This window comes from Winogradskyella sp. 4-2091 (assembly GCF_045765065.1).
Lineage (GTDB): Bacteria > Bacteroidota > Bacteroidia > Flavobacteriales > Flavobacteriaceae > Winogradskyella.
Window position 1 is genome coordinate 486,376 of sequence record NZ_JBJKOD010000002.1, and the last position, 15,065, is coordinate 501,440.

Here is a 15,065-nt window from a genome sequence, read left to right on the forward strand (position 1 = left end):
ATGAATGTCACCTAGAACTATATTATGCTCTTCTAGTGATAAGAAGTTAACATGACCAACAAATTGTCTTTCAAAAAAGAGAAATTCAAAAACTCTACTAACCTTAAAGTTATAAGCTAGCTTTAATAAAAAAATATTATACTTAATATAAGTCCAGCTGATTAAAATGTTGGTCTGTTTTCTGGATTTCGATATCGCTCATCTCTTAATTCAGCATAGTAACCAGACAATTGATATGATTTAGCATGTTGAGTTTGTTTTACAAATGATAAATTGAGTTTAATCATATATGGTGTACGGTAATTTTGTACAACAATAGATTCGGTATTACCATCAATTGGTACGGGATTAAATTGCCTAGTCTTGAGCTTTCTTTGTGCTTCAAATTTATTTGAGCCTTCAAGAATTTGTTCAAATTGGAAATCTGAGACATTATCAGTTGAATAAAGTGTCTTATTTGCATGTAAACTGGTTAGTCTATTAAGGTTTTTAACATCTTCCTCATTCATAAGGATATTACTAAACTGCTTTTTATTTCCTATTTTATATACTTTTGGATCATACATGACTAACATTAAATCTGGGGCTATAGGATAAAAAACTTGTAGACCTTTACTTGCTATACCTGTATGACTATATGGAAATTTTCTAAACTCTAAAAACTGGTTATATTTTGAAATTGGGTTATCGCTTGTTATCAATTCTTTTGAAGTTCTATTCTCTAAAAGTTTGATTTGCATGTCCATCATTATTGGTAAACTCTTAAGAAGTATACTTAGACTTTTTTCAATTGCATCATCATAGGCAAAGAAGTGCTTATCAAATTCAAAATTGGCAAATTGTTGCTCAAATCTCATTACTGTCTTTAAAGATACATCAACCATTTCGTTATACTCATCAGCGTTTGCCCTAGTGCGATAGGCTTGTAGAAGCATAAATGTCCAAATCCAATAATAATCAACAGACTTGTTTTTTGGTAAGGACCTCGATTGAATTACTCTGTTAAGAACATCTGCTGTTTTATCTTCAATATTACCAAACCATTTTTCTCTTTCTAAATCTTTACCATAAAAATAAGACTCTTGTGCTTGCCCCTCTAAATCAACCTTCTGAATAATTTGTCGTGATTCCTTTATACAAAGTTTTATATACTTATTACTACCTTCTACAGTGAAAAATCTTAGATAAAACTTTGGTACGTAATGTTGCTTTTTGTATTCTGGCATGATTTAAAACAAATTTAAATTAGTGCATTATAATCCTGCTCTGCAATTCTATTCCTATTGGGTTTTGTTTGGCAACTAAAAATAAAACAATTTGCTTAAATCCATTTAAAATTAAAACGTTATTAATTATCGTAGATCTATGGTTTTCCCACAGAAAGCACATAGTTTTTGCCATTGTGTCCTCATACTTAAAATCTACTCTTACAAAACCATCTGAGACTTTTAGTTTATCTAATACTTGTCTGTAACGTAAATACCTATCAACTATAGCAATTCCTTGTTGAAGAACATGTAAACCTGGTTTTGTCTGCAAAATAAGTAGTAGCTTGTAAATAATCTCTTGACCATTAGATTTCTTATCTATCAGTTGAATATCCTCTGTAATTACTTTTTTAAAGAAGTCTAAGTAGTCAGGGGTTTTCCATAATTCAGTCATTGAATCTGACAAACACATTAAAGAATCCCAAATTTCATTCTGTCTATATCTTCTTCCATGTGCATAACTCCATGTTACACAATCATTGGTATAGGCAATCATTAGTTTCCACTCCTTAAAGAAATTGTTATGGTTTTCTTTGTTTTCTATATTTTTTAAAAAAAAGTAAAAACAGAATTTAATTACCCAAGAGCTTGCGAAGTGACCGTATTGCAAAATTTGCTTCCAAAAGTACTCTGCCTTAATCGTGTCTGTGGGTTTTATTTGTGAAACCAAGTCAGATATGTTTTCCAGAGCCCATAAATGGAATTTATCTGGAAAGTCATCTTGATAGTTTAAATTTTCATCAATATCCCCAAGCTCAAATACTAATTGGTCTGCGATTTGTTTATAGAGATTCAAAAGGTGTTTTCTCTCTTTATCATTTGCTTCGTGAATTTTAGGCATCGAACTAAAAGCATGTTGTAACAATTCTAGATCAATCCCAGGCTTATTTCCCAGTGTCATATCATCATAATGCCGACCTCTTCTTTTTTCCTTAGGTTCAATTAATCGTAATTCAGACCAATCTATTAAAATCTTATTTATTTTATCATCTCCAAATTCTTTTATTAGCCTATCCCGATGCTTCTCTAGTTTAAACTCTTCATCATCCGATACTTTATCCACTTGAGTAGAATTATAATCTCTATATAATACAGTACTCCAAAGTATTGCTAAATTTTGGATTTCTATAAAGTTTTCATCAGACCATTTAAGATATTTAGAAAGTAAAACAAATAATAATTGTATCGTATCATATCGAGCTTTAGTTAATAGAATACCTATTTGTCTTTTTAACTGCTTATTACTTAAATCAGGAATCCACAACATCACTAAAATATTAGCAGTAAACTGTGACCATGAATACCCTGTTTCAGCTTGAGGCATTTTTGATATATCAAGTGAATAATTTTTTAGCATACTGACGATATATTCAACTATCCATTCTAAAAAATCTGGATTTCTTTCAATCCATATTTCTTTATTTAATACTAAAATTGCTGCTCCCCCCATCACTAATTGATGCTTTCCAGACATCCGATAATAAGGATTATCATCTTCTATATTCGAATATGCCTCTATTTTTTCCCATAATTTTTCACAATCCTCAAGCGAATATTTTTTCTCTTGTTTTAACTCTTGAAAACACTTAACGGGGAAATTAAAAGAATCATTGCCCTCGCTTAATTGTTCTCTTACATTCTTATATTTTTCAACTAAATGTTCAGGTTCTATATAATCATAGTAAAAACGACCTTTATGCTCTATAGACTTATAGTTATTATGATTATAAAAAGAAATCAACTTATTTAAATACACATCGTCATTGTCTTCAGATTGAATTTTAGTCAATGCTTTTTTCCAAGAGTCAGTTATTGAAATATAATAATCTTGTAGATTTTCATTATTTAAGAATAGTGATAGAGATACACTTTGAATCGAGGTCTTTCTATGTGGCATTAAATGCCATTCTTTTGCCAAATCCCATGTAGATTTACTAAAAAAATTAGAACCAATCATTTGGTGACCTTCGATACTGTGCCCACCATAATCTAGAGAATTTTCCCATTCATAAAAATTAGAAACCTGAAGCAAAGGTTTCAACTCACTTAAATATAATTTGCTTGAATATTTTCCAATGGAATTTAAGACCCCAAAATATGCAACAGAACTGCCCTTATTTAAAATTAGATTGACATATTCAGCAATTGATTCGTTAGAATTAACCCTGTCATATAAAAACTTCTCAAGTGCCATTAAGGCACTGACAATACTATGAGGCGCACCATTAGCATCTCTAAACCAGAAATAAACTCTCTCATCACCAACAAAGTTTAACGATTCCTTATTATAGATAAAAGATAGTTTAGGGATTTCTACGTTATTATGTCTGTAGGAATTAGTCCATTGTTCTGTAGCAAAATTTATTAAAGAAACAATTAATTCAACTCCGGCTATTGGTTGATGGTTTAAGAAATATAAAAAGGGCCCTCTAGTATAAAAAGGTGGGAACCAATTACGTGGCTCATTTACATCTAGATTATAGTCGTGTCCATATCCAAAAGAAATCTCTTTAGGAGCTTCAATAAATAGTGCAAGAAGTATCTCTTTCGCTTTATTAGGAAAACTATTAATAATAAAACTCAGTGCATTTTCATCAATACATATCTTTTCGAAGGCAACATCTACTCGCTCATATGGACCATCTGGCCATTGTATCCTGTCTCTAATTTTAGCATTTGCAAAAAGAGAACCATTTCCTCTAATAGAGTTAGAATGTTTGTTTTGCTTTTTTTCTGACTTTTCAACTTTAATACGTTTGCACAATTTTAGTGCTAATTCAATAACTTCATCAGGATACTCATTGATTCCTGCTAAAAAAGCCGCATAAATATGTTCATCAACATCATCTTTAACATAGCCACGGTTGAGTTTAAACTCAAACATCCAGTTAGCAATATCCAATGCTATTTCTGAACACTCTTTTCTATGCAGAAAGTTTAATGGTGTATACTCCAACCACATTCTAGTTATCGTGGCAGCTTTCTTCCTAGATATATTTATAATATCCTTTTTTTTGAGATGAATAAAACTTAATACATCGCCCCAATATAAATGATTAGGTGTTCTACTATATGTGGATGCCTCAGCGAGACTATATCCTCCAATTTCTTCAGCTAGTTTTAACACATTCTTATTAGGCAAGGTCGCCTTTAACAAAAATTGGTCTAGAAAACGGTTAAACAGATGACCCTCATTTTGAGTGAAAAAATCCCAAAGAGCCATTAAATGCGAAAATATACCCGAAGAAAAAATAATTGATTCTAGAAGTAAGTCTTGTATTATTTTCTCATTCGCTTCGGAAGTTGTTAGTGATTCAAATAACTTTATCCACTCTGAGGCATCACTATTGTTTTCCAAGAGATATATTCCATATAACCTTATAGCCTTACACCAAAGTGGCGAGAACAAATCTTTAGTAAGCAGAAATGGTTTTAAATTATCTTTATTTGCACGGATTAGTTTATATCTAGCCCAATCACCAAATAAATCATGCGTTAAATATAGTCGATCTTCAATTTCAACAAAAATCTTACCCTCTTTTAATTTATCCAGTGGAGATATATCTGAAATACTAAAATCTGAAACAGGAATACTTACGGATAATTTTTGCGCTTGTTTTTCAGAAAAATCTTGAATAAATCTTGAACAAGAAGCTCCAGTTGAATCGATTTCTTTTTTCCAAATCCAATCGATAATAGTAGATTCCCCTACAACATCATCATCTGTTAAACTTGTTTTAACAGTTAGATTATAAGCTAATAGGTCTAAATATTTTAAATTATTTAAAATCGGAGCTAAATGGTTATGTTTAAATAAGTCTGATAATATGGGAAAATGCTTTTTAATCTGAGAAATATAACGATGTGTATTTGCTTTTAATTTATAATCAACTATATTTAAAGTCATATTTATTGTATGAAGCCTATCTAAAACATCTTCATAATCTTCTATTTGACAAGTAAATACCGTTTTCCATAGAGAATTGGAATTACTAGCCGCTGAGAGTATAGGAAAAATTAAATTGAGTTCTGCTTCTTTAAAAAACCGATCTATACCATCAATGAATAGGTAACAATTAGACTGTTGAACTTTATTAAAGATGTCAGTTAAGCTATGTTGTATTCCAAAATGACCTTCTAACTTTTGGTTTTGTATGCTTTGAGCATCAATCCATATAAACTTATCACTTGAATTAAGCCTTTGTTGAATATATTTTTTTATTAAAACTGATTTGCCATAACCAGATTTTCCAAGAATAAAAACCGTTTCATTATTTTGAATTAGTCTATGTATATCTTCCAACTCATTCAAAGTTGAAAAACTAACTTTATTCCCAATTTTATCTTGTATAGACTCAATTTTCAGTATACTTATTTCATGTATTTTACTCCAGTCGCTACTATGATTTGTAAACCCTTTAAGTTGAAAATAATCTTTAAGCTTCTTAATTAATTTTTGATAATCTAAAAAGCCCGACAATGGAGCTAACTCTCCTCTTATAACGCACAAATTTTTGTACAATTGTTGCGCGGCAATATCACTAGGCTCCAATAAACAATTATTACAAATCTCAATAATCTGATTTTCATGAATAGAAATTGCATCTTCAAAATCAGATTCTACTAATAGAATCCTACTTAAAATTTTCGCGGTTTCACTTTCATCAATATTCTTGGTTTGAGCAATATCTGAAGGACAGTAGAAACCCTTGTACAATTTCTTTAATTCTTTAGAGAAAGCCTGGTCTTCTTGATTGATTCTCTGATGTAATGATTTAGCATCATTTTCTTTAGAAAACCTAATTAAACTATTCAAGCCTTTAGATACTTTAGGATGTAATTTTGAATTAATAATGCATAAGTAATCCTTTGATGAATCAAATACATCAGAAGCAATATTTAAATATTCATTCCAAATGTCGCTTAACAATTCGTTGTTTGGTCCCTCACTATTTATTTGAATATTGCTTTTACTAGATATTGGGATTTTTATTTCTATACCATCGCTGTCTTCTGTCGTTATTAATAAGTCCTCTAATAACCACCCATCAACTTTAACTTGATAATCGATTCTTTTAATTTTTCCAATCTCTAAAGTAAAAGGATACTTATCTGCTAAAAAATGAGATATAAACCATGCTGACACTTTATCTTCAAAAACGAAGCCACCTCCTCCTGTCTGCTTAGAAGTTGCAGTTTTTCTGATGCCAGATGATTGAGGTTTTTTTGCCATGCCAAAAAGAAGTTATAGTATTAACAAATATAACTTTAATAGAAATAATAATTTAACTATAGAAGTTGGCCGCTGAGACTAAAAAAGACCTTATACGTACTACATTTGTTTTTTGATTTTGAATCTAGAAAATTAAAAAATCAATTTATAATTCAAGATATCCAATTATAAGTTAACTCTTCATAATACTTATTACTATTGAGCAAAATCATTGGGATTTTATAAGACATATCATTATTAAAACCAAACTCAAAATAAATTGCATATTTACTGAATGGAGGTTTAAAACGTTCCATTGTCTCATCATACAATTCAACTTGAAATTTAAAGGCTCTTCCTTGTGGGATTTCGATTTCATCATTTAACTCTGTATTTATTGTTTCTCCATCAAGTGGCATTTTAATTTTATACTTTATAATCGGTCTCAAAATACTAGGAAGTGGGATATGAGGGCCAGCTAAACCTATTGGTAACTTTTTTACACTAAGAGCAATACGGGTTAATAGAACTGTTTTGAGAGATTGGTTTATAAAGCTGAAATTAAAAATTGGAAATAGCGATTTCAAGTATTTAGCTTCAAAAGAAAAAGGAACATTATCATAAGGAATCCATCCGCAATTATCAGAATCTACAGAAACTGAGATAAATTCTATTTTTGACGCTCTATTATTAATATTTCTTTTAGTATTAATTACAGTTTGCTTTGAAATATCTTCTTTTGTAATTTTTGAATGACACGTTGGGCACAAAAGCAACAAATTATCAATACTGTTATTTGATGGGTCTTCATCAACATGATGTATTTGAAAGTGTCCAACATCTGTATTGTCACAGAATGGGCAAGAGGAATTAATCTCTTTTTGCAGTTCTGCTTTTACTTTATTTTTTTGCGGAATATGGCTTCTTTTTTTCTTCATGAGAAGATCTGGATTATTTGGAAATACATTATAAAAACTAATATAAGCAGAATTTTATTTTAGCATATAATTGAGCTCTTTATTTACTAGTGATTAAAAACTAAGTATTAATGCCAGTTATTTCAATTGTTAAGTGGTCCACAAAGTATTAACCTCGTTATTCCCATTCCTCAAATCCAAGCATTTTGGGTCTTTTCAATACCCATTCTCCATTTGGGTTTTGAACATGGGTTATATCTAAAATCTTATTACCGTCTTTAAACTCACAAGTAATAATTACTTTTTGGCTCTTACAATATCCTGTTCGATGTTGATATTTCTTTAGTAGTTGGTGTTCCTTAAGTTGTTTCGTCCAATTTGTGATACTTTCCTCACTAGCATTTAATCTTTTTGACGTGAAGCTTCTTTTTGCAAAGTACTCTCTTCGGCCTTTGCTGATCGAATTATATTCTCCCCACAGTAACTTTGCTCCAGTATTTAACTCCTTATGATTATAGATTTCAAAAGGCAAGAATATTTCTCTTTTATCCTTAGGCTTATGCTCTTTATGTTTATCAGTTAAAGTGTATTTAGTTTTATCTTTTAACAAGTATCCTTTTTTAACAAGATTCTTTCTACAGTACGAAATAATGTTAGGATGAAGATTAAATAGTTGACCTGTTTTTGAATTGGTAAGCTTAGTATAACCTTTCTTAGATTGATAGGTATAATCTAATCCGAGAATTAGTTTCTCATTAAATGATAATTCATTATTTGAAAGTATTGTTGCAGGAATTTTTAGAACAAGTTGCTTGTTCCTTTCAAAATAAAGATTGTTGTACATCTTAATAATAATTTTTAAAAGGAAGCTGTCGACCCTAAATGACGCTTCCTTTTTTATTTTATGATATAACTATCACTAACTTTTGTTAATTCACCAATTTTGCATTTCATTTTTGATAATCTTGCCATTGTTTTCACAAAACACACCAATTTTGCACTTCATTCTTACCAATTATCCATTTCATTTCACACCATTTGTGATTTTCAAATACACCAATCTTGCACTTATAATTAAATAGCTAGTTAAAAAAAGAATTAAAGAAAAGAAGTGGCGAATAACTTGTTGTAACGCCTTCGGCTAACAACGGCCAGTCATTCGCTTTTCATTTTTATCAATAAAAACTAATAATCACTCGCTAACATTAGCGTACAGTAATTGTCTAGTTTAGAATACTGGTTACTTTCAATCATTTGTTTATTCAATTGATCGATGAAAAATAATTTGCAATCTTGCTCAACATGATAAAAGGACTGCAAATAATCAATACCCTTATGTTGTTTAACCAAATCCTGTGTAAATGTGTAGATCTCAAATATTTCATCTGCGGTCAATAGGTTTTGAACAGACTGCGTAATATAGAATGTTCCTTTGAAGAAATATTGCCCATCAGTTTCCTGAAGTTTATACTCTAAGTTATTTCTGAATGTGTGACTACTGATAAGATAGCCTAGGTCTTCTTTGGAATAGCTTAAGTGTTCAGCAATTGCTTCATTTGTATAACTCAATTCCTTTAATTGTAAATACACATTATAATCTGCAATGTCTCTTTGTTGTGGTGTTTCTTTATGTAAATCCATGGTAAAAGTTTTTGGTAACCTTCACCATTTTTACCCATAAAAGATAACTGTTGCATATCTATTTTGATAGGCTGGTCTTTATCGCTTAAAGCTTCAACGACTTGCAAGTTCGCTTTTCAAGAGGTTATGTCGTATTTCTTTTATACGTAAATGAAGAATAATAGACCTGCTTTATTTGCCAAAGTTTCTTTGAGTGCCTTCCTCTTTAATAAAAAGACACTGAAAGAAACTTTTATTTTTTGAATATCTCGTTCTTGAATATTGAGGTTTCACATTGAATAGTATTGGAATCCATAATATTAAAAACCAAAATACCTTCATGGGATTCTACGTATATCTTATTGTCTTTAACTTCGTATTTTGATGCTGGCATCAACTTTCCTATTCTTCCCCCAAATGAAGCTACAGTGCCATCAAATGACACACTCTCAATTATAGTATTTTTACTTACCGCATTATAAACACCCTCTATTTGATTATTTGAATTGCAACCAAATAATATAACAGCTAATAAAATAATTATGATTTTTTTCATCATCATTATATCAATCCGTTAAAAGCAATGTGGACTTGAATTGTGCCGTCCTCATTTTGACTAATCTTAATATAATCTCCTGCTAAATTCCCGTCATAATAACTCTTAATTTCTACAACCCTAATACCATTATTAGTCTGCTGTTCTGCGGTAACATAACCTCTAGGATCTTTGTCTTTAATCTTTTGAAACTGTTTATTATTCAAGTCAAATGATAAATTATAACTATTGATAACCATTTGTGATATATCATTAAAAGACATATTAGAAAAGGTAAAATAATAGAAGCCATCAATCCCTTCATAAATCAAATAGTCAAGAACTACTCTCTTATTGTCATTGCAAAATACCGTTTGATGAGAACTTGTTTTATAATCATATTCACTAGCCTTGTCAAACTGTTTTATATCAACTCGTACAATCTTTTTTTCTTTACATAAACTATAGGTGTCTCTAATCTGTTTTTCTAAAGGATTGATATATTCTATGACTACATTTGAATCGGTATTTTCCTCAGGTTTTTTCCTTTGATTAATTTGCTGTTGTACAGTTTTGGGTAATTCATCAAATACCGTTTTTTGATATACTACACTTGCTGTTTCATCGACCTCTTCTATTGTCCTATGATATTCAAAATCATCGTCAAAATAATAATTCTCAACACGTTTATTTTTATAGTGATTATCATATTTGTTTTGAAGTGCTTCTAATTTCAAGGAAGGAAATTGTAGAATGTTCAATATATAGACATCATCTTCCATAACAAACCTTTGTATGGCATCTACCTTTAGTAATAAGTCATAAAATGTTTGGTCATTTTGATAAATAATTATCTCTTGTAAATCACCTTTTTTATACACCTTTTCCATTTCCCAATTAGGATTGTCTTTAATTAGATGATGAAGTAGGTAAAGTGTTTGTGATGAAGATTGACCTAGTTCAACTTGGGAATAGACACTTAATTGAAACACGATAAAAACAAAGAAAATAATCTTATTCATGATTGGATAGATTTTAGTTTCTACCAGTTCCAAATAGAAGATTTGACAAACGAAAAAGCGTGGAACTTTAGCTTACCGTCAAGGAGGTACTGGTATACCCAATGCACAAATAAACCAAGCCCACGCCAAAGCGTGAGCGTTGAGTCCATTCATCTTGTGCATCTTAAAAATTACCAGTTTTCCTTGACAAGAATAAATAGCTAACGCTATATCTTTAATATTTTCAACCGTAAAGTTAATAAACTATTTACGGTTATTTATCATTTTAATGGTCATACAAATAAATTTCATTTCTTTTTAGATGTATGACTTTACTCGAATTTTTAAACACTAGGTTCTATTCCTTTTTCGATTAAGTATTGTTTACCACTATCGTATTTAGAAAATTTACCAATGCAAATACCCTTAACATTTTTTGATTTCAAATAATCAATACAAGTAGGGTATTCGATAATTACTGCTTCTAGCGTTTTATGACATAAATTGACCTTAATTAGTTTTAAAAAACCAATTGACGATTCTTTACTTGTAACATATTTTTCAAAAAGTTAAAGTTTTTTAGTGTCATCGGTCAACGAGTTCCATTTCGGTTTTAGGCGTTTGGGGTGATATACGCCTTTAGTTCCCATATTCTGAACCCGTTCATCAATAATTCTAATCAATTGCTTTTTAGATAATGATTTAGTTTCCTTTGGTTCGATTTCAATACCTGTCAATTCAATATTTGGGTCTATTTGTTTTTCTGTTTTAGACTCAAATATCCTATGTCCCAACCTAAAATGTTATGGTTTAACCTTGGTGACACCTAAGCCCAATACAGTTGTCGTATTTAACTTTATATATGGGATGTCCCTATCTTCTAGGTATGCAACAAAGTCATTTTGTCCCATAATTTTAAAATTGGTTCTTTTTCCGTTCATATTGTAGTGTTTTTAATGATTCATATATTGTGTTTTGTTCCGTCTCCTTATTTATTCTATGCTGCTCTGAGATACCAACCTATGATGACTGCTCTAGGTACCTAAGCATGATTTCTGCATTCTCATCCTGTGAAACCTTTATATAGGTTGAGAATGCTCTTTCTGTTTTATGTCCTGTAATTTTCATAATTACACGAGAAGGTATTCCACGCTTAAACATATTGGTAGCAAACGAACGTCTAGCAGTATGTGTGGTTATTAATTCATACTTTTTATATGCTTTTTCGTAACGGTCACGTCCCTTAGTTCGTACCTTTAAAAATGTTTCATTGATTTTAGCACGTCTACCTATTTCCTTGAGGTGTTTATTCATTGTCTGGTTAACACATGATTTTGGTAAGCTATTTAGATTGTCCTTATATTTTTCCATGATCGTTTGTACAACATCCATTAGAGGGATAGTAACCCATTCGTTAGTTTTAATGGTTTTAATCTTAAAAGTCTTGCCAACAATGTGTTCTTTCTTGAGCTCACTGAAATCACTGAAACGTAATCCTGTATAACATCCGACTATGAATAAGTCTCTTACTCGCTCAATCGATTTGTTATAGCTTAAATCGAGGTCTATTATACACTGTAATTCATCCTCACTTAGGTAGATATTATTGACTTCTTCTCTAACTGTTTTAAAATTCTTGTTTTTATACATCAAATGTGAATTATACCCTTTATCCGTAGCATCATTTAATATGACCTTTAAGTTTTTAATCACTCTTCCAAAACCATTATTCAAAAAACCCTGTACACCAGTATAGAACTCTTGGAAGTCATAGTAGAAATCCATATCAAAGCTATGCCAATCTAATTGCGTTTGTGAATATCTCTCGTACTTTCGTAACTGATTCAGCACAGTTCGGTAAGTTTTTAATGTTCCTTGACTTTTACTTTTTTTGCTAATTTTAACGTAATGTTCTGAGTATTCAAAAAACGTGTACTGTGTTTTCTTTTGTTGCTCAACCTTTGTTTCATTGTAAAGTGACTTGACATAAGTTGTTGTTGGATCTTCACCCTTTATTAAAAGCCCATTTACGATATCGTCTATTTTCTGTCTGATTGTATTTAGATATATGTTAAATCGATCAGAGCCTGGATAACTTCTTTTAACCTTTTGGTTTTTAGCATCCCAATACTCATCTCTAATATTTTTGTGCGTAGTGAAATATGTTACTTTTTTCTTATGAGAATACCTATACATTACCATAGATTCTGGACTATTGGTTTTCTTTTGATGTTGTGATTTGTTTAATACAGATTTTAACGTTGCCATAATTTTACAATTTTATGGGATCAACCATACGCCTTATTTTAATAGAAGGTCCCTAATTTTGATATGAATTAGTTATCTTTTTTGGTGTTGCGCGTTATAGGTAGTTTCTAGCTCCAACAAGGATTTTTTGCGTTTACATTTTTGAGAAGACGATAATTCCATTTTTTTCAATAGGTTAACTGTTTTAGCGTAAATAGGAACACCAAATTCTTGCTCAACATTTTTAAGTGTAGCGAATAGAATGTGATTTATTGAGTTATCTATAGGTAGATATCGGTCTTCACTTCTAATAAGCAAATGATCTAAATGTGTATTTAGGCCTTTATTAAATGATATGAATGTTTTAGGTAGACACAAATCTTCTACTTTTAAATGCGTCGGTTTTAAATCTTTGATTTCGTATTTAATCAAACACTCATTTGGATATTGACTAAGCGAAAACGTCTTCTTGCGTTTAGCATTTACAATAGGGTCATATATTTTTAAATGAAGACCTCTAGTATTGCCAAACATTTTCATTGTTGTAGTGGATTTCTCTAACCTAAAATCCTGTAGTCCGATAAGTGAGTTAATATAATCCTTTGAAGAATTTTCAATCTTTTGATAAGCACCAAACTCTAATTCTATCACTTTTGCCTCTATCAAATCAATACCTAATAGGTCTGATAACGATTTCATAGCTTTTAGTAAATCTAGTGCGTCAAACTCCTTAAAATTATGCCCATAAATGAGATACGGTATACTTGAACGAATAGTGATGTTTTGTCCGCCATCAATGAATAGATCAAAATTCTTGTCGAAAAATCGACCATTAGAAGTTAATGAATAATGATTATTTAAATTTTTATTAGGTTTTAGTGCGTCCCTATTTAAGAGACTTGAATTAACGTTATATAGCTTAAACTTAATAAAGTCATAGTGATAGTTAAATAGTTTCATATTATTCGAGTTTAATGAGCCATAGCCCAGTTATGTCCTTTATCTAAACCAACCTCTAATGGTATAGACAATCTAACCACGGTTTCCATCGTATTTTTAACTAAGGTTTCCATAACCTCCATTTCGTCATCGGGTACCTCAAATAATAATTCATCGTGGACTTGAAGTACTAATTTTGATTTTAAGTTTTTGGTTTTTATTTGCTCGTCACAGGCAACCATGGCCATCTTAATAATATCCGCTGCTGAACCTTGAACGGGTGAATTCATTGCCAAGCGTTTGCCTGCATTACGTTCCGATAGTTTACTCGATGATAGTTGTGGAATCGGACGTCGTCTTCCATATATAGTTTCAGAATAGCCGTGTTTATCAGCGAAGTCTATTAAATCATCCAAGCAAGTTTTTACACCACTAAACCGCTGAAAATATTTGGACATAATATCCTCTGCTTGTTCTTTGGAATGGTGCTTTCCTGTTATTTCGGTTAGTGTTGCCGATAAACCAAAAGCAGTTTTACCATAGATTAATCCAAAATTGACGCTCTTTGCAATGGAACGTTGTTCATCAGTTACTTCTGAATATTTAATATTGAACACTTCCGAAGCAGTTAATCTGTGTACATCTAAATTCTTCCCATTAGTATCTTTGGTGGTGTATGCTCTTAGTAGATATTTATCTTGACTCATATCAGTAACTACCCGAATTTCAATCTGAGAATAATCGGCACAGATAAACTGGCAACCTTTTTTGGGGATAAACATCTCTCTAAACCTTGATTCCAGAATTTTAAGTTCGTTGGTTTCATCTTTTTTGAGTTTTGGGTTAGGTATATTTTGTAAATTAGGTTTACTACAACTGAATCTTCCTGTAGAAGTCCCAATCTGATTAAATTGACCATGAAGTCTTTTAGTTATTGGATTAACATTATGCAATTGTTTACAGAAGTTTATTAGACTAATGGTTTTACGATAATCCAACAATAATGGAACTATCTCATGTTGAGCCGTTAACTTTTTTAAGTGTGATTTGTCTGTGGAATAGCACCCATTTTTACCTACTTTATCTACTTTAGGCTGTAGTTGAAGTGTTTCGAACAGTAGCTTATGCAACTGCAAAGGGCTTTCCAGATTGATTTCCTCTTCTGCAAATATCTGTATTTGTTGTATTAAGGTTTTATTGAGTTTGCTTAACTGCTTAAGAGTTTGTTTACATTTTTTAGTGTCTATCTTAACTCCATCCAACTCCATCTTCATCACAACATGAAGCGTTTTGTATTCTAGGTCTAGTATATCTTGATTCATCTAA

The 15,065-nt window shown here is 30.9% G+C and carries 11 protein-coding genes; all 11 read right to left on the reverse strand.

The window, feature by feature from the left end:
- Positions 1-161 precede the first annotated feature (161 nt).
- The 11 genes from ACJBCC_RS04345 to ACJBCC_RS04395 all read right to left on the reverse strand — a co-directional run bounded on the left by ACJBCC_RS04345 (position 162) and on the right by ACJBCC_RS04395 (position 15,061).
- Positions 162-1,226 (reverse strand): DUF4238 domain-containing protein, encoded by a 1,065-nt coding sequence (locus tag ACJBCC_RS04345; RefSeq protein WP_407556497.1) that lies wholly within the window; start codon positions 1,224-1,226, stop codon positions 162-164.
- A gap of 19 nt (positions 1,227-1,245) precedes the next feature.
- Entirely contained in the window at positions 1,246-6,501 is a 5,256-nt protein-coding gene (locus ACJBCC_RS04350) for a sigma 54-interacting transcriptional regulator (protein ID WP_407556498.1), read from the reverse strand.
- Between the two features lie 152 nt (positions 6,502-6,653).
- Complete coding sequence (locus ACJBCC_RS04355) at positions 6,654-7,418, reverse strand: HNH endonuclease signature motif containing protein (RefSeq protein WP_407556499.1); 765 nt, start codon at positions 7,416-7,418, stop codon at positions 6,654-6,656.
- 157 nt (positions 7,419-7,575) lie between these two features.
- Positions 7,576-8,241, reverse strand: coding sequence for a hypothetical protein (locus tag ACJBCC_RS04360; RefSeq protein ID WP_407556500.1), 666 nt, complete (start codon positions 8,239-8,241; stop codon positions 7,576-7,578).
- Positions 8,242-8,582: 341 nt separating this feature from the next.
- Entirely contained in the window at positions 8,583-9,038 is a 456-nt protein-coding gene (locus tag ACJBCC_RS04365) for a hypothetical protein (RefSeq protein ID WP_407556501.1), read from the reverse strand.
- 232 nt (positions 9,039-9,270) lie between these two features.
- Positions 9,271-9,573 (reverse strand): hypothetical protein, encoded by a 303-nt coding sequence (locus tag ACJBCC_RS04370; RefSeq protein ID WP_407556502.1) that lies wholly within the window; start codon positions 9,571-9,573, stop codon positions 9,271-9,273.
- A gap of 5 nt (positions 9,574-9,578) precedes the next feature.
- Positions 9,579-10,574, reverse strand: a complete 996-nt coding sequence (locus ACJBCC_RS04375) for a hypothetical protein (RefSeq protein ID WP_407556503.1) — start codon at positions 10,572-10,574, stop codon at positions 9,579-9,581.
- A 548-nt stretch (positions 10,575-11,122) separates the two neighbouring features.
- The gene (locus ACJBCC_RS04380) at positions 11,123-11,347 is read right to left on the reverse strand and encodes a hypothetical protein (protein ID WP_407556504.1); all 225 of its coding nucleotides are present in this window, start codon (positions 11,345-11,347) and stop codon (positions 11,123-11,125) included.
- 226 nt (positions 11,348-11,573) lie between these two features.
- The gene (locus tag ACJBCC_RS04385) at positions 11,574-12,821 is read right to left on the reverse strand and encodes a tyrosine-type recombinase/integrase (protein ID WP_407556505.1); all 1,248 of its coding nucleotides are present in this window, start codon (positions 12,819-12,821) and stop codon (positions 11,574-11,576) included.
- 72 nt (positions 12,822-12,893) lie between these two features.
- A complete protein-coding gene (locus ACJBCC_RS04390; protein ID WP_407556506.1) occupies positions 12,894-13,760 on the reverse strand; it encodes a hypothetical protein in 867 nt (288 codons plus the stop codon).
- A gap of 11 nt (positions 13,761-13,771) precedes the next feature.
- Complete coding sequence (locus ACJBCC_RS04395; RefSeq protein ID WP_407556507.1) at positions 13,772-15,061, reverse strand: DNA polymerase; 1,290 nt, start codon at positions 15,059-15,061, stop codon at positions 13,772-13,774.
- Positions 15,062-15,065: the final 4 nt, after the last annotated feature.

Bases quoted from the DNA above. Each gene is read 5' to 3' on its own strand.
- ACJBCC_RS04350 (WP_407556498.1), bottom strand. From the start codon at position 6,501: ATGGCAAAAAAACCTCAATCATCTGGCATCAGAAAAACTGCAACTTCT.
- ACJBCC_RS04375 (WP_407556503.1), bottom strand. From the start codon at position 10,574: ATGAATAAGATTATTTTCTTTGTTTTTATCGTGTTTCAATTAAGTGTC.
- ACJBCC_RS04385 (WP_407556505.1), bottom strand. From the start codon at position 12,821: ATGGCAACGTTAAAATCTGTATTAAACAAATCACAACATCAAAAGAAA.
- ACJBCC_RS04345 (WP_407556497.1), bottom strand. From the start codon at position 1,226: ATGCCAGAATACAAAAAGCAACATTACGTACCAAAGTTTTATCTAAGA.
- ACJBCC_RS04355 (WP_407556499.1), bottom strand. From the start codon at position 7,418: ATGAAGAAAAAAAGAAGCCATATTCCGCAAAAAAATAAAGTAAAAGCA.
- ACJBCC_RS04360 (WP_407556500.1), bottom strand. From the start codon at position 8,241: ATGTACAACAATCTTTATTTTGAAAGGAACAAGCAACTTGTTCTAAAA.
- ACJBCC_RS04365 (WP_407556501.1), bottom strand. From the start codon at position 9,038: ATGGATTTACATAAAGAAACACCACAACAAAGAGACATTGCAGATTAT.
- ACJBCC_RS04370 (WP_407556502.1), bottom strand. From the start codon at position 9,573: ATGAAAAAAATCATAATTATTTTATTAGCTGTTATATTATTTGGTTGC.
- ACJBCC_RS04390 (WP_407556506.1), bottom strand. From the start codon at position 13,760: ATGAAACTATTTAACTATCACTATGACTTTATTAAGTTTAAGCTATAT.
- ACJBCC_RS04395 (WP_407556507.1), bottom strand. From the start codon at position 15,061: ATGAATCAAGATATACTAGACCTAGAATACAAAACGCTTCATGTTGTG.